The sequence below is a fragment of the Streptococcus huangxiaojuni genome (assembly GCF_040930515.1).
Lineage (GTDB): Bacteria > Bacillota > Bacilli > Lactobacillales > Streptococcaceae > Streptococcus > Streptococcus huangxiaojuni.
Genome location: NZ_JBFQEG010000008.1, coordinates 15,464 through 31,076 on the forward strand (window position 1 = coordinate 15,464; position 15,613 = coordinate 31,076).

The window sequence follows — 15,613 nt, forward strand, 5'->3', positions numbered from 1 at the left end:
AAAATTTATAAAAGCCTCCATTCTGCTGATAAAACAGAATGGAGGCTTTTACGTTGGAACAGGTTTTGTTTCTCTCAAATTTTGTCATAGTTACTTTTGTCGATTAACCGGCTCAATCGATTTCTAATAAAAAAACCTGCCTGTAAAATAAATGTTGTTACCTCACTTTTTCAATGCAGTAAACGCAATTAAACCTTTTTTAAAAATGAAAAAGATGATATTATAGAAAAGATATGAAACAATTTATATAGTAACATTACATCGTTTTAAAAACTTTGCTAAAGCAGGTTTTAAAGTTTTTCTTTACAGCAGGTTGACAGAATAAGTAAAAAACTTGACAAAGTTTTTGGAAATGTAAAGTAAGAAGGAGAAAAGTGCAAGGAATTTTATATGCTTTAGTCCCTATGATTGCTTGGGGAAGTATTGGATTTATTAGTAATAAGATTGGCGGAAGCCCTAGCCAGCAAACTTTTGGAATGACTATCGGTGCCTTAATTTTTGCTTTTGGTGTCTGGCTGCTTGTACAGCCGCAGTTGACATTAACTCTATGGTTTTTTGGAATTTTAGGAGGTGTTTTGTGGGCAGTCGGTCAGAGCGGGCAGTTTCATGCAATGCAGTATATGGGGGTTTCTGTAGCTAATCCCTTATCAAGCGGTTCACAGCTGGTCATTGGCAGTTTAATTGGTGCTTTCGTTTTCAATGAGTGGACTGAACCTGTACAGTTTGTATTGGGAGCAATTGCCCTTACGTTACTTCTTGTTGGTTTTTATTTTTCTAGTAAACGTGACGCCGAAAATCCATTGATTCAGCAAGAAAAAGGGCAATTAAGTGATTTTTCAAAAGGCTTCAGAGCTTTGGCCTATTCAACAGTCGGCTATTTATCTTATACAGTTCTTTTTAATAATATTATGGCCTTTCCGGTTCTCTCTGTTATCTTCCCAATGGCTGTCGGGATGCTTGTGGGAGCACTCGCTTTAATGAAATTTCAGGTAAAACTGACAACTGCTGTTTTAAAAAACAGCTTAGTTGGAATTCTATGGGGATTAGGAAATATCTTTATGCTTTTTGCTGCAGCTAAGGCAGGTCTCGCCATAGCCTTTAGTTTTTCTCAGCTTGGTATTGTCATTTCAATTGCAGGGGGTATCCTTTTTTTGGGAGAAACAAAAACACAAAAGGAGCTACATTGGCTTTTGATTGGTCTTTTCTGTTTTATCTCAGGTGCTGTTTTACTTGGTATTGTAAAATCATATTGATTTTTTACAATTCTGTCAAGATACTTAACAAAAGTTGCAAAAAAGTTTACTGCTTTTTTTGATAATCCTTTATTATAATGGGGTAAAATTGTAAATTCTTGTAAATAAAACTGTCAATAAATTTTACACAATGTTTACTGATAAGTTAAGGGGCTAAAGCATATGCTTTAACCCCTTAAAAATTATTGCTTAGGACTTCTGTCCTCCTCTTCTTTTATCTGTCCCTCTTCAATCATAAATAGTTTCAAATTATCGGGCAGTTTTGCTAGATGCTCTAGGCTAGTCGTAGTAATAAAAGTTTGGACATTTTCTTTTATTCCCTGAAGCAGTTTCATCTGGCGCTGATTATCTAATTCACTCATAACATCATCAAGGAGCAGTATTGGGTTATCTCCTGTAACAGCTTTTATAAGTTCAATTTCTGCCATTTTAAGCGATAAAATAAGACTTCGATGCTGTCCTTGACTTCCAAAATCAGCATTCATGTCATTGATAAAAAATTCTAAATCATCGCGATGCGGGCCGATGCTGGTGTTTCTTTTAGCAATATCACGTGTCTGATTTTTTTGCAGATGTTTGACAAATGCTGCATAAGTCTCAGAATAATCACTAAAAGGGACAGAAGATGCATACTTAATGCGTAAACGCTCTAGACCATCAGAAATAATCTGATGATGCTTGCCCGCTTCTTTTTCTAAATCGTTGATAAAATCAGAACGATGATTCATAACTCGGCTGCCATAATCGGCTAATTGCTCATTGAGGACTGTCAAAAAATCATAATCAATTGTCTCTGCAGTTTTTAGATAAGTATTTCTTTGCTTTAGGACATAATTATAATGCGATAAGTCAGATAAATAGATGGGTTTTATCTGACCTAAATCAATATCCATAAATTTACGCCGCAGACTGGGTGCCCCCTTAACCAACTGTAAATCTTCAGGTGCAAATAAGACCACAGTCATTGTTCCTACATAATCGGAAAGTTTGGCTTGCTTGAGATGATTGACTTTAGTAACCCGTCCTTTATCAGACAGACTGATTTCCAGAGGAATTTGCCCATCAATCCGTTGAATATTACCTGAAATGAGGGCTTCTTTTTCATTGAAATAAATGAGTTCTTTATCAAAGCGTGTTCGATGGCTGCGAGTTAGTGATAAAAAATAAATAGCTTCCAAAAAATTTGTTTTTCCTTGAGCATTTTTTCCGATAAAGATATTCAGACCAGAGGAAAATTGGGCTTTAGTATCCCGGTAATTTCGGTAGTTTTTAAGTTTTAATTCTTTAATCCACATGTTTACATTCCCGGAAAGCGGACAGGTTTATCGCTGTTGGCAGATGTCGCCTTTTTGTTTGCAGCTTTGTGAGTGTTTTTTTGTCTTCGTTTATTTTTTTGGTTAAGTGTCTTAACTAAATCAGCCACACGTTTCTTTTCTTCCTGCTCCTTTTCATATTTGATTTTTTCTGCTTCATCTGGTTCAGCAATTGTAATTGTGATATTGTCTTGCGGAATAGTAAGCACATCACCTACACGAATCTTTTTACCGCGGCGTTTCTCAATTTGACCGTTAAAAAGAACAGTTGTTTCCTCTAAGAAAAGTTTTACCGCTCCTCCGCTTTGAATAAGACCTGCTTTTTTTAAAAGTGCCTGCAAAGTGATATAATCTGTAAAAAGTTTGTATTCCATAGTAAGCCTTCCCATTTTCTAATCCAAGTAATTATAGCATAAAAATGATATAATTTTAGCTAGTAAAGTTTTTTATTAAGGAAATAATATGAAAATAGCTCAGGGTGTCCATTTACATCTTCTTAAAAATCGTAAATTTAAAACTAACCATATCACTTTCCGGTTTTCTGGTAAACTGGAAGAAAAAACAGTAGCACGGCGTGTTTTAGTAGCGCAGATGCTGGCAGCTGCCAATGCAGTTTATCCAACGGTTCAAAAGTTCCGTGAAAGGTTAGCTGATTTGTATGGAGCTGATCTGTCAACTAAGGTGTCAACTAAAGGGCTTGTCCATATTGTAGATATCGATCTTGTTTTTATCAAAGATTCCTATAGTTTGACAAGAAAATCTATCTTAGAAGAAATGCTGAATTTTTTAGGGGCTGTCCTCTTTGCTCCCCTTGTGTCTGTAGCCCAGTATCAAAGCAGGATATTTGATGTTGAGAAAAAGAATATGCTCCACTATTTAGAAGCTGATGATGAGGATTCTTTCAGCCGCAGTTTTTTAGCTTTAAAGAAATTATTTTTTAATCAGTCAGATTTAAAGTTTTCCCAGTATAGCCGATCAGATTTATTAGCTAGTGAGACGGCCTTTACGGCTTATCAGGAATTTCAGAAAATGATTAAAGAAGATTTGCTGGATATCTTTATTGTTGGTGAATTTGATGATTATCGCATGCTTCAGCTAATCACAAAGTTTCCTTTGGAGGATAGACAGAAAGATTTACAGTTTAGTTATCGACAAGTTTATAAAAGCATTACACAGGAAAAGATTGAAAGGCGTCCAGTTGAGCAATCGGTTCTGCAATTAGGCTATCATGTTCCTATTCAGTATAATGATCCTAATTATTTTTCACTCCTTGTTTTGGAAGGAATTATTGGAGGTTTTGATCATTCTAAACTTTTTATGGCAGTACGTGAGAAAGCTGGTTTGGCTTATACAATAGGCTGTCAATTAGATATTTACACTGGATTGCTTAATGTTTACACAGGTATTGACAAGAATAACCGAAATCAGGTGCTTAAAATTATTAATAAACAATTTGCCGATCTTAGGATAGGGAGTTTTTCCAGTTCTTTAATCCGGCAGACTAAATTAATGTTGACAGAAAGTGTCAAGCTGTCCGAAGATGATACAAGTGCCATTATTGAAAGAACTTATAACCAGCATTATTTAAATATAAACAAACAAGCCGAATATTGGATCAGCAAGTTTGAGTCTGTTAGCAAAGAAGATATTGTAAATGCTGCAAGCCAAATTAGGTTACAGGCAGTTTATTTTTTAGAAGGAGGACAGTAAAGTTGGTCACCTTAAGAAAATGGACCTATTCCAACAGCAATGAGCTGCTTTATACAGCAAAGTTGACAAATGGATTACAGGTTTTTTTGCTGCCTAAAAAAGATTTTAAAGAGTCCAGCTGTACATTAGTAAGCTTTTTTGGTTCGCTTGACACAAAGTTGACAGTTTCTGGGCGAGTGAAAAGGTATCCTGAAGGAGCTGCTCATTTTTTAGAGCATAAGTTATTTGAAGATGAGCAAGGAAAAGATACTGCTTTGACCTTTTCAAAAAATGGAGCTTACAGTAATGCTTTTACAACCTTTGACAAAACATGTTTTTATTTTTCAACAGCTGATTTTTTAGAAAAAAATTTACAATTGCTGCAAAAATTCACCTTGTCAACTTCCTTTACAGAACAGTCAATAAAAAAAGAAAAGGACATCATCCTTCAGGAAATCACAATGTATCAGGATGATGCAGATTACAGACTTTATCAAGGTATCTTGCAAAATCTTTATCCTAAAACCCCTCTTGCCAGCGATATCGTCGGAACGAAAGAAAGCCTTAACCAAATTTCGGTGAAAAATTTGAGAGAACTCCATTCTATTTTTTACCATCCTCGTAATATGGCTTTAGTTGCAGTAGGAGATTTTAAGCCTTACCGTATATTTAAAAGCATCCAAGAAGATCAAGAGAATCTGACATTGAAGCGTCAGCCGCTGGTTTTTAAATCTCAGCTGTCTTATTATCCGGTGATAAAAACGAAATCTGTAACGATGAATCTTTCTGTACCTAAATTGGCAGTAGGGTATAGGGGAAGAAAACCTGCAATAAGCCATTCTTTATTACAGCAAAAAATAGCTTTGAGGTTATTTTTTACTATGCTGTTTGGCTTGACATCTTCGACCTATCAAAGTTGGTATGAAGAAGGGCGTATTGATGATTCGTTCATAATCGAGGTTGAAATGCATCCAGAATTCCAATTTGTTCTGTTAACGCTCGATACGAAGGAACCAATCGCTATGTCGAATAAAATCAGACAGAAAATAAAACAATTTAAACAGGAGACTGACTTTTCAGAAAGCCATCTGGGGCTTGTTAAGAGAGAATTATACGGCGAGTTCCTAAAGAGTTTAGACTCATCTGCTTCTTTATCAGATCGTTTTGCAGCCGAGCTGCCGCTGCAGTCGTTAAAAGAAAATTACCTCAGCATTCCTGATATTTTAAACAGATTGGATTTAAAGACAGTAATGGCTGTTGGCGAAAATTTTTTGTCAGGGGCACAAGCGTCTGATTTTACAATATTTCCAAAATAATCGTGTACTGAGTAAAAATTTGGTATAATAAAAGGTAATTACTGCAATTTTAATATAAGAGGGTTAGTATGAGTAACAAAACGATTGGAGAAATTTTAAAAGATGCACGTATTAGGCAGGGCCTCTCTTTAGAAGATGTTGAAGCCAAAACGGATATCCCTTCTCATCATTTGCTGGCTTTGGAATTAGATCAGTTCAATTTAATTCCGGATGAAAAAACTCTGAACTATATTCAAAGATATGGGGAAACAGTTGATTTACATCCCATTGCTTTAAAACAGCAATACCGTGAGCAAATTCAGCATCAGGAATCTGAAACAGATCATTTTGCAGAGCCGGTTGTTTTAAAAGATGCTTTTAATGCCGAAGAAGCAGTTCCAAAAGAAATAGAAGAAATAGCGGAGACTGATAGTCAGTCAACAGAAACTGTGATATCAAATACCGATAAAGAACCGGAATTATCGACTGGGACTGAAACAAAGACTAGTTTTGCTAACAGAAGCCGCCGTTATGACTATGATGATGAATCTTACGATGAGCCGTCCCGCTGGCCGATTATTATTTTAAGTTTGGTGGCCATTTTGATATTGCTTTTTGTTGGTTACACTGTTTGGCATCAGCTTCAAGGCAATCGTCAAACTTCACAGGCTTCTCAGTATTGGTCCGTCAGCAGCTCAACTGAACAAGAAACGACTTCTGTTTCGACAGACAGTCAGGCAACTTTAAGTGTAGAAGGAAGCGGCAGAGCTCTTACAGCTTATTTGAGCAATGCAAGCGATCCTGTCGAAATTGTTGTTTCATTGTCAGGAGCAGAAAGCAGTTGGTTTTATGTCAGCAATTCAGAGATGAGTGAAGATGGGGTAACACTAAACTCGGCAACACCTTCTTATACAGTAAGTTTACCCGCTTCCACAGCTACCGCAACCATCACTCTCAGTGTTGTCCAAGGTGTAACCATCACTGTTGATGGACAAGTCCTTGATACTTCCGCTTTGACGGGTTCAGATTTAAGCTATATTACATTAAATATCCAATAAGGTGAAGAAATGAAAAAAGAAAACATTCCCAATCTGCTTACTATTGGACGAATCTTTATGATTCCGGTGTTTATTTTAATCCTTTGTTTTTCACATACTCTGACAGGTCACTTTATAGCAGCCTTGATTTTTGCTTTGGCCAGTGCTACAGACTACCTTGACGGTTATTTAGCCCGCAAGTGGCAAGTTGTTACTAATTTTGGCAAATTTGCTGATCCTTTGGCTGATAAAATGCTAGTCATGAGTGCTTTTATCATGTTGATTGAATTAAATCTACTGCCTGCCTGGATCGCTGCTGTCATTGTCTGCCGCGAGCTTGCGGTGACTGGCCTGCGTCTGCTGCTTGTAGAAAATGGCGGAACAGTGCTTGCTGCGGCTCTCCCCGGGAAAATTAAAACTTTTTCTCAGATGTTCTCTATTATTTTTTTATTATGCCACTGGACTTTATTAGGTACGATAACCCTATATATCGCTTTAGTTTTTACAATTTATTCTGGTTATGACTATTTTAAAGGGGCGAGCTTTCTTTTTAAGGATACCTTTCAGTAAAAAATGACAAACAATATTATTGAAGTTAACAATCTTTACTTTAAATATACTGATGAACAAAAAGATTATACATTAACAGATTTATCGTTTCACGTGAAACCTCAAGAGTGGTTGTCTGTCATTGGACATAACGGTTCCGGTAAATCAACTGCTGTACGGCTCCTCACAGGTCTTCTGGAAGCTGAGTCCGGTGAGATTTTTGTTGACGGTGAACAGTTAAGTTCAGAAAATGTTTGGGATATTCGCCATAAAATCGGTATGGTTTTCCAAAATCCGGATAACCAGTTTGTGGGTGCGACAGTGGAAGATGATGTGGCTTTTGGCCTTGAAAATAAGGGGATTCCTTATGAAATCATGAAAGAGCGTGTCAAACAGGCTTTGGAATTAGTGGGGATGTCAGCTTATATGTCTCGTGAACCTGCGCGGCTTTCCGGCGGACAGAAGCAGCGTGTTGCTATTGCCGGCGCGGTTGCCATGCAGCCGAAAATTATTATTTTAGATGAAGCAACCAGTATGCTTGATCCAGAAGGACGTACAGAGCTTATAAAAACGATAAAATCTATTCGAAAACAATACGATATGACTGTTATTTCTATCACCCATGACTTAGATGAAGTAGCACTGAGCGACCGTGTTTTGGTTATGCAAAACGGTCAGATTGAATCAATCTCTACTCCGAAAGAATTATTTGCACGCGGTGAAGAACTCTTAACGCTTGGTTTAGATGTTCCTTTTACCTCAAATGTAATAAAAGCGTTGGAATCAGAGTCATATACTTTTGGCGATACTTATTTGACAGAAAAGGAATTAGAAAATAGGCTATGGGAATTACTCTCAAAAATGTAAGTTATACTTATCAGGCAGGGACCCCTTTTGAAGGGCGTGCCCTTTTTGACATTAATCTTGAAATTAGAGATGGTTCCTACACTGCTTTTATTGGTCATACGGGTTCCGGCAAATCAACTGTTATGCAGCTGCTGAACGGCTTGGCTGTCCCGACTGAAGGTTCGGTTACGATTGACGGGATGACCATCACACCTGATTCCAAAAACAAGGATATCAAGTCTGTTCGGAAAAAGGTGGGGCTGGTTTTTCAATTTCCGGAGAGCCAGCTGTTTGCTGAGACTGTCTTGAAAGATGTGGCATTCGGCCCCCAAAACTTCGGAGTTTCATTGCAGGAAGCAGAATCCTTAGCTAAGGAAAAGTTAGCTTTAGTAGGAATAGCAGAAGAACTGTTTGATAAAAACCCGTTTGAATTATCTGGCGGGCAGATGCGACGAGTGGCTATTGCCGGCATTCTGGCTATGGAACCCAAAATACTAGTTCTGGATGAACCGACAGCAGGGCTTGATCCCAGAGGACGCCGTGAGTTGATGCAGCTTTTTAATCGCTTGTATCAATCGGGCATGACCGTTGTTTTAGTGACTCACTTAATGGATGATGTTGCTGATTATGCTGATTATGTTTATGTTTTGGAAGCAGGGAAGCTGGTCCTTTCAGGCAGCCCGAAAAATCTTTTCCAAAAAGTCAGTTTGTTAGAAAGTAAACAATTGGGGGTGCCAAAAATAACAAAGTTTGCCCAATCATTGGCTCACCGCGGCTTACCTATGGAAACACTGCCAATCACAATTGATGAGTTTAAAGAGGTGCTTAAGCATGGATAGACTGATTATTGGCCGTTATATTCCCGGAGATTCAATTATACATCGTCTGGATCCCAGAAGTAAACTTTTGGCCATGATAATCTATATCATTATTGTTTTTTGGGCCAATAATTTTTTGACGAATCTTTTAATTTTTATTTTTACTTTGTTGACAATCTTGTTGTCACAGGTGAAACTGCGTTTTTTTCTCAATGGCATAAAGCCTATGGTTGGTATTATTCTTTTTACGACTATTTTTCAGATTTTTTTTACACAGGGAGGCACGACGCTTTTTCAATTTTGGTTTCTAAAGATTTCTTCTGGTGGTTTGAGTCAGGCTGCACTAATTTTTATGCGGTTTGTTCTTATTATTATTTTCTCAACACTCATCACTTTGACGACAACACCGCTCAGTCTTGCTGATGCGGTAGAATCATTGTTGCAGCCATTTGCTAAATTCAAAGTCCCAGCTCATGAGATTGGACTAATGCTGTCTTTGAGTTTACGCTTTGTACCGACATTGATGGATGATACGGTACGTATTATGAATGCGCAAAGAGCTCGGGGGGTTGATTTTGGTGAAGGGAACATTTTCCAAAAAGTTAAATCAATTATCCCTATTTTGATTCCTCTTTTTGCTTCCAGTTTTAAGCGTGCTGATGCCTTAGCTGTTGCTATGGAGGCGCGTGGCTATCAAGGCGGAGAAGGGCGAAGCAAGTACCGTCTTTTACACTGGCAGCTGAAAGACAGTCTTGCATTGCTCACTTTGCTGATTTTAGGTCTGTTATTGTTTATCTTAAAAACAGGCTAGGCCTCTTATGTAAATAGAAATTGCTATTTTAGAATGTATCGAATGACCGAAGAAAACGTCTGTAGGCGTTTTCTTTATTTTTTATCAATCAAAATGTAATAATTTTAATTAAAGTCCAAAAAGACGGTAACATTAAAAGGATATGATGGTAATAATCCTCAGTAAGAAAAGGAGTTAATGATGCAACTAAAAACAATTTTAGGAAATAAAAGAAAGTCAATAACCTTAAGCTTGACAGGAGTGATGGCTGCTGCCACACTTGCTGTACCAATTATTATCAGTGCCGACTCTTATACTGTTCAGTCGGGTGATACACTGTCAGCTATTGCTGCAGCCCACAGAACAACTGTAGATGAATTAGCTGCAAAAAATGGCATTACGGATGCCAATGCTATCAGTGTGGGGCAGACCTTATCAGTTGATGATTCAGAAGATAGTGCAGCACCGGAAGAAAATACCGACAGTTCAGCTTCAGATACAGCCTTAAGTGCTGAAGATGCTGCAGCTAAAGAAGAGATTGCTCAGCATGAGTCTGGCGGCAATTACACAGCAGAAAACGGACAGTATTATGGCCGTTATCAACTGAGTATTTCTTACCTGAATGGCGATTTATCAGCAGAAAATCAAGAGCGGGTAGCCGATGCATATGTTTCTGAGCGTTATGGCTCTTGGTCAGCTGCACTCGCATTTTGGAACGCCAATGGCTGGTACTGATAAAAAGTCGAAAAGTCAATGACTTCCGCTGTAAAAACAGTTATAAAAGAATAAAGCAAAGTCATTTTTAATGGCTAAATGGGCTTTATTCTTTTTTGTTTTCTTAAAACAATACAATTGTAATATTTTTAATATAAATAAAATTGAAGGGTAACAATTAAATTATAATATGAGATTTGGAAAAATGAAAGAGGTGCACATATATGTATAGTAGGCTTGCGAAAGCAAAACGTCAGAAAAAAAGATATACTATTTTAGGAGCCTTGCTCATTGCTGCGAGTGCTGCAGGAACAGCCTTTGCTCTTACAAAAACAGAGAGTGCTTATACAGTTACTGAGTCACAAAAAAATATTGTTGGCGCAATCGGCAGTGAATCTCTGGTTACAACAGCATCCGCAGAAGAAATCCAAGAAACATCAGAATTAGAAGAAGCTTTGGACAATCAGGACCAAGATACAGCTCCTGTAGAAGAGGAAGCTGTACCTGAAGTGATATCGGAAACTGAAAATGCTGTTACTGAAGCTGCTCCGGTTAATACTACTGCTGTATCAGCACCCTCAACAAGTGTAACAAATGGGAATACAGCCGGTGCAGTAGGCAGTGAAGCAGCAGCACAAATGGCAGCTGCTACAGGTGTTCCACAATCAACATGGGAATATATCATTGCCCGTGAGTCAAATGGCGATTACACAGCCTCAAACACATCGGGTGCTTCAGGTCTCTTCCAGACTATGCCGGGCTGGGGTTCAACTGCAACGGTTCAAGATCAAATTAACTCAGCGATTAATGCTTATAATGCTCAGGGCTTATCGGCTTGGGGCTACTAGTGAAAAAGTACTGACATTAAAAAGTCAGTACTTTTTTTATATTGTCAGGAGAATGGCAAATTTTATCAGCACCGCTGTTAAGTAAATCGGCCTCCAGTCCACTTCCCCAAGTGATACCCAATGTTTTAATACCAGCAGAAATTCCTCCGATAATATCAAACTTTGTGTCGCCTATGATAAGAGCCTCGTTCTGATTGATATTTTCAGATAGCAAACACGCTCGAATAACATCATCTTTTTTAAAACGGTGGGGTGTAGCGCCATAAATAGCTTTAAAAAATTTAGACAGTCCCAATTCATCTAGCATAAACTGGGCCATCGATTCATTTTTGCTGGTTGTCACATACAGTTCATAATTTGCTGCTTTAAGGTCTGTCAGCGCCCCATAGATTCCTTGGTAAACAAAGACATCGTGAACACCTTTTTCTTTATAATATAATCGAAAATAAGCAATAGCTTTTTTCACTAATTCTTCTGATCTAAATAGGTTAGAAAAAGTTGTTTCAAGCGGTGGACCAATAAAAGTTGACAGAACCTTGTCATCAGGGACAGTAAGATTTAGTTGTTCAAAAGTGTAGCGAAAACTGGATTTTATCCCTGAGCTTGAATTGACTAAGGTTCCGTCTAAATCAAATAAAATAGATTTCATGACAATCTCCTGTAAAGATAATGTAAACATGAAGTCAAGGTATAAAAGAAGTGAGGCTGTTTAAGCTGTAAAACACTTCAACTAGCTGACTACCTTTATCAGTATAGCAAAAATATGTGCTTACTGTCTAAATAATGGAGTTAGTCTTCAAAAAATAATAGTTTGATGCTTATCTATTTCATGTTATAATAGTTAGGCACTTTATTTAGTGTATTCAAAATCGACCTTCAAATCGACTTTTGGACAGCTAGACCCTTCAAGTCTATGTTGAAAAATCAAAGGCCAAAAGATGTACCTGGATTTTCTTTTAAAACCTTCTTCGGTAATAAAAATTGCAGACAGAAGTTTGTTCAGTTGGGATTTTCCTATTTTTTCTTTCTGGTTCTTTGTATCTTATTTGATGGGAGGAGTTATCTATGGATAATTCAAAAATACGTGTTGTTGTTGGGATGAGCGGCGGTGTCGATTCGTCGGTAACGGCTTTACTTCTAAAGGAACAAGGCTACGATGTTATCGGCGTCTTCATGAAAAATTGGGATGACACAGATGAATTTGGTGTTTGTACGGCGACGGAGGATTACAAAGATGTCGCTGCGGTAGCTGATCAGATTGGCATTCCTTACTATTCTGTTAATTTTGAAAAAGAGTATTGGGACAGAGTATTTGAATACTTTTTAGCAGAATATCGCGCCGGACGTACTCCAAATCCAGATGTTATGTGTAATAAAGAGATAAAATTTAAAGCTTTTCTTGATTATGCTTTGACTTTAGGAGCTGATTATGTAGCAACCGGCCATTATGCTCAAGTATTCCGCGATGATACTGGCAGCGTTCATATGCTGCGGGGTGCTGATAATAATAAAGATCAGACGTATTTTTTAAGTCAGCTGTCACAGCAGCAGCTGCAGAAAGTGATGTTTCCGCTGGGGCATCTGCAAAAATCTGAGGTGCGTCAAATTGCTGAACGGGCTGGTTTGGCGACCGCTAAAAAGAAAGACTCTACCGGAATTTGTTTTATTGGTGAGAAAAATTTCAAAGAATTTCTCAGCCAGTATTTACCTGCACAGAAAGGGCGGATGCTAACCATTGATGGCCGTGATATGGGAGAACACGCCGGGCTTATGTACTATACAATCGGCCAGCGCGGCGGTCTTGGTATCGGCGGTCAGCGCGGCGGAGATAACGCTCCTTGGTTTGTTGTTGGAAAAGACCTTTCAAAAAATATTCTTTATGTAGGTCAAGGTTTTCACCATGAAGCTCTTATGTCAACTTCTCTTGACGCTTCTATGATTCACTTTACAAATGATAGACCTGAAGAGTTTACAATGGAGTGTACAGCTAAATTTCGATATCGTCAACCTGATAGTCAAGTTACTGTCAAGGTTAAGGGTGATAAAGCAGAAGTATTCTTTGCCGAACCACAACGTGCTGTTACCCCTGGTCAAGCTGTTGTTTTTTATGACGGCCAAGAGTGTTTAGGCGGTGGAATAATTGATGTGGTTTACAAAGAAGAACAAATTTGTCAATATGTATAGTTGATAGTCGTGTAAAGTTTGTATCGTAACAGCAGACTAAACTAAAGTTTTTTTATTCAATTTTATTTTGAATAAAATTGAATTTTCCAGTAAATTTTGCTACACTGTTTTTAGCAATAATCATGATGGTCAAAGCTCATGAGGATTGTGCGTTTTTTGACGTACAATTTTCTAGAGGTTTGGCTATTTTTATGCGGAATTTTATCGGCATAGGAGATTTAAATCGGCAGTGCTGTCTGTTTTTAGCTGATACTTTTTATTATAATTTATCCCTGAAGAATTTTTCAACTGCACGTACTGCAAAGTAAAAAAGGAGAAATAATGACCCAAGAATTTACTGAAGATTATGATGTTATTGTGATTGGTGCTGGGCATGCCGGAGTCGAAGCTAGTTTAGCTGCCAGCCGTATGGGCTGTAAAACCTTGCTTGCAACTATAAATCTTGAAATGCTGGCATTTATGCCATGCAATCCATCTATAGGTGGCTCAGCCAAGGGAATTGTTGTCCGAGAGATTGATGCGCTTGGCGGTGAGATGGGAAAAAATATTGACAAAACCTATATTCAGATGCGAATGCTGAATACTGGGAAAGGTCCTGCAGTGCGTGCTTTACGGGCTCAGGCTGACAAAGCGCTTTATGCTAGAACAATGAAGCATACAGTTGAGCAGCAGGAAAACCTTACTTTGCGGCAGACAATGATTGAAGAAATCTTGGTTGAAGACGGCAAAGTGTTAGGTGTACGGACAGCAACTAATCAGAAATTTTCTGCTAAAAGCGTAATTGTAACTACAGGAACAGCTTTACGCGGAGAAATTATCTTAGGAGATCTTAAATACTCTTCGGGGCCGAACAATAGTCTGCCTTCTATCGGCCTTGCCGATAACTTACAAGAATTAGGTCTTGAGATCGGGCGTTTTAAAACTGGGACTCCGCCCAGAATAAAAGCTTCTTCAATTGACTATGCTGAAACAGAAATTCAGCCAGGGGATAAAAAAGCAAATCACTTTTCTTTTTTATCTGATGATGCGGACTATTTACAGGAACAGATTCCTTGCTGGCTGACCTATACGAATCCAAAGAGTCATGATATTATCCATAAAAATTTACACCGTGCCCCCATGTTTTCAGGTATAGTCAAAGGAGTTGGGCCAAGATACTGTCCTTCAATTGAAGATAAGATTGTCCGTTTTGCAGATAAAGAACGCCATCAGCTTTTCTTAGAACCAGAAGGCCGTGAGACAGAGGAAGTATATGTTCAGGGGCTGTCAACTAGTCTGCCAGAAGATGTTCAAAAAGAGCTTCTCCATTCGATCAAAGGTCTGGAGAAAGCAGAGTTGATGCGGACGGGCTATGCTATTGAATACGATGTTGTTCTGCCGCATCAGTTGCGAGCTACTCTTGAAACTAAGGTCGTTTCAGGTCTTTTTACAGCAGGCCAAACTAATGGGACGTCTGGTTATGAAGAGGCTGCCGGTCAAGGTCTTATAGCAGGGATTAATGCGGCTTTAAAAGTTCAAGGTCAGCCGGAATTTATTTTGAAGCGAAGTGATGCCTATATAGGGGTTATGATTGATGATTTAGTTACTAAGGGTACGGCGGAACCTTATCGACTTTTAACTTCTCGTGCTGAATATCGTCTTATTTTACGGCATGACAATGCGGATATGCGTCTAACTGAACTTGGCCGTAAGATTGGCTTAGTTGATGATGAGCGCTATCGTGTTTACAAAAGACGTAAACAGCAATTTGACAAAGAGTTGACAAGACTGTCAACCTCTAAACTAAAACCTGTTCCTGAAACCAATGAGCGAATTGCTGAGATGGGCTTTAAACCCTTGACAGATGCCTTGACAGCTAAAGATTTTATGCGGCGGCCAGGTATTAATTATGATCTTGTTACAAGTTTCATTGGAGCTGCTGATGAATCTTTGGATGACAATGTTATCGAACTGTTGGAGACAGAAATAAAATATGAGGGTTACATCAATAAAGCTCTTGATCAGGTTGCTAAAATGAAACGTCTGGAAGGAAAACCGATTCCTAAAAATATTGATTGGGATGCCATCGATTCTATTGCAACAGAAGCACGGCAAAAATTCAAGAGAATTAATCCGGAAACAATTGGTCAGGCCAGCAGAATATCCGGTGTTAATCCTTCAGATATCAGTATTTTGATGGTTTACCTTGAAGGAAAACAGAAAAGCAGGCCCTAAATCTTAAAAAAACCGATGGTAAATAGATAGGTCAGCCCTATTTTTTAGACTTGATTTATGCTA

At 38.2% G+C, this 15,613-nt stretch carries 15 protein-coding genes; 12 read left to right on the plus strand and 3 right to left on the minus strand.

Annotated features, from left to right (window positions below; genetic code table 11):
- Positions 1–374 precede the first annotated feature (374 nt).
- Entirely contained in the window at positions 375–1,253 is an 879-nt protein-coding gene (locus AB3329_RS06060) for a GRP family sugar transporter (protein ID WP_368394872.1), read from the plus strand.
- A 182-nt stretch (positions 1,254–1,435) separates the two neighbouring features.
- Here AB3329_RS06060 and recF read toward each other — a convergent pair whose 3' ends face one another.
- Both recF and yaaA read right to left on the minus strand, forming a co-directional pair.
- A complete protein-coding gene (gene recF / locus AB3329_RS06065) occupies positions 1,436–2,548 on the minus strand; it encodes a DNA replication/repair protein RecF (RefSeq protein ID WP_368394873.1) in 1,113 nt (370 codons plus the stop codon).
- 2 nt (positions 2,549–2,550) lie between these two features.
- Positions 2,551–2,940, minus strand: a complete 390-nt coding sequence (yaaA, locus tag AB3329_RS06070) for a S4 domain-containing protein YaaA (protein WP_368394874.1) — start codon at positions 2,938–2,940, stop codon at positions 2,551–2,553.
- Positions 2,941–3,028: 88 nt separating this feature from the next.
- On the opposite strand from yaaA, the gene yfmF reads away from it, so the two are divergent.
- From yfmF to AB3329_RS06115, 9 genes are all read left to right on the plus strand, one after another.
- A complete protein-coding gene (yfmF, locus tag AB3329_RS06075) occupies positions 3,029–4,276 on the plus strand; it encodes an EF-P 5-aminopentanol modification-associated protein YfmF (RefSeq protein ID WP_368394875.1) in 1,248 nt (415 codons plus the stop codon).
- A 2-nt stretch (positions 4,277–4,278) separates the two neighbouring features.
- Positions 4,279–5,571, plus strand: a complete 1,293-nt coding sequence (gene yfmH / locus AB3329_RS06080; protein ID WP_368394876.1) for an EF-P 5-aminopentanol modification-associated protein YfmH — start codon at positions 4,279–4,281, stop codon at positions 5,569–5,571.
- Between the two features lie 68 nt (positions 5,572–5,639).
- Positions 5,640–6,608, plus strand: coding sequence for a helix-turn-helix domain-containing protein (locus AB3329_RS06085; protein ID WP_368394878.1), 969 nt, complete (start codon positions 5,640–5,642; stop codon positions 6,606–6,608).
- Positions 6,609–6,617: 9 nt separating this feature from the next.
- On the plus strand, positions 6,618–7,157 hold the full coding sequence (pgsA, locus tag AB3329_RS06090) for a CDP-diacylglycerol--glycerol-3-phosphate 3-phosphatidyltransferase (protein ID WP_067064639.1): 540 nt from the start codon (positions 6,618–6,620) through the stop codon (positions 7,155–7,157).
- 3 nt (positions 7,158–7,160) lie between these two features.
- Entirely contained in the window at positions 7,161–8,003 is an 843-nt protein-coding gene (locus AB3329_RS06095) for an energy-coupling factor ABC transporter ATP-binding protein (protein WP_368394879.1), read from the plus strand.
- Positions 7,979–8,821: an energy-coupling factor transporter ATPase gene (locus AB3329_RS06100; RefSeq protein WP_368394880.1), complete on the plus strand. Its 843-nt coding sequence runs from the start codon at positions 7,979–7,981 to the stop codon at positions 8,819–8,821. The genes AB3329_RS06095 and AB3329_RS06100 overlap by 25 nt, the downstream gene beginning before the upstream one ends.
- Complete coding sequence (locus AB3329_RS06105) at positions 8,814–9,611, plus strand: energy-coupling factor transporter transmembrane component T family protein (RefSeq protein ID WP_368394881.1); 798 nt, start codon at positions 8,814–8,816, stop codon at positions 9,609–9,611. Before AB3329_RS06100 ends, AB3329_RS06105 begins: the two co-directional genes overlap by 8 nt.
- Before the next feature lie 180 nt (positions 9,612–9,791).
- Positions 9,792–10,325: an aggregation-promoting factor gene (gene apf, locus AB3329_RS06110; protein ID WP_368394940.1), complete on the plus strand. Its 534-nt coding sequence runs from the start codon at positions 9,792–9,794 to the stop codon at positions 10,323–10,325.
- Positions 10,326–10,528: 203 nt separating this feature from the next.
- Positions 10,529–11,152, plus strand: a complete 624-nt coding sequence (locus AB3329_RS06115; RefSeq protein ID WP_368394882.1) for a transglycosylase SLT domain-containing protein — start codon at positions 10,529–10,531, stop codon at positions 11,150–11,152.
- A 16-nt stretch (positions 11,153–11,168) separates the two neighbouring features.
- On the opposite strand, the gene AB3329_RS06120 is transcribed toward AB3329_RS06115, so the two are convergent.
- Positions 11,169–11,801, minus strand: coding sequence for an HAD hydrolase-like protein (locus tag AB3329_RS06120; RefSeq protein WP_368394883.1), 633 nt, complete (start codon positions 11,799–11,801; stop codon positions 11,169–11,171).
- A gap of 416 nt (positions 11,802–12,217) precedes the next feature.
- Between AB3329_RS06120 and mnmA the strand changes: the two genes are divergently transcribed.
- Positions 12,218–13,336, plus strand: a complete 1,119-nt coding sequence (mnmA, locus tag AB3329_RS06125) for a tRNA 2-thiouridine(34) synthase MnmA (protein WP_368394884.1) — start codon at positions 12,218–12,220, stop codon at positions 13,334–13,336.
- A gap of 321 nt (positions 13,337–13,657) precedes the next feature.
- The gene (gene mnmG / locus AB3329_RS06130; RefSeq protein WP_368394885.1) at positions 13,658–15,550 is read left to right on the plus strand and encodes a tRNA uridine-5-carboxymethylaminomethyl(34) synthesis enzyme MnmG; all 1,893 of its coding nucleotides are present in this window, start codon (positions 13,658–13,660) and stop codon (positions 15,548–15,550) included.
- The last annotated feature ends 63 nt before the right edge of the window (positions 15,551–15,613 follow it).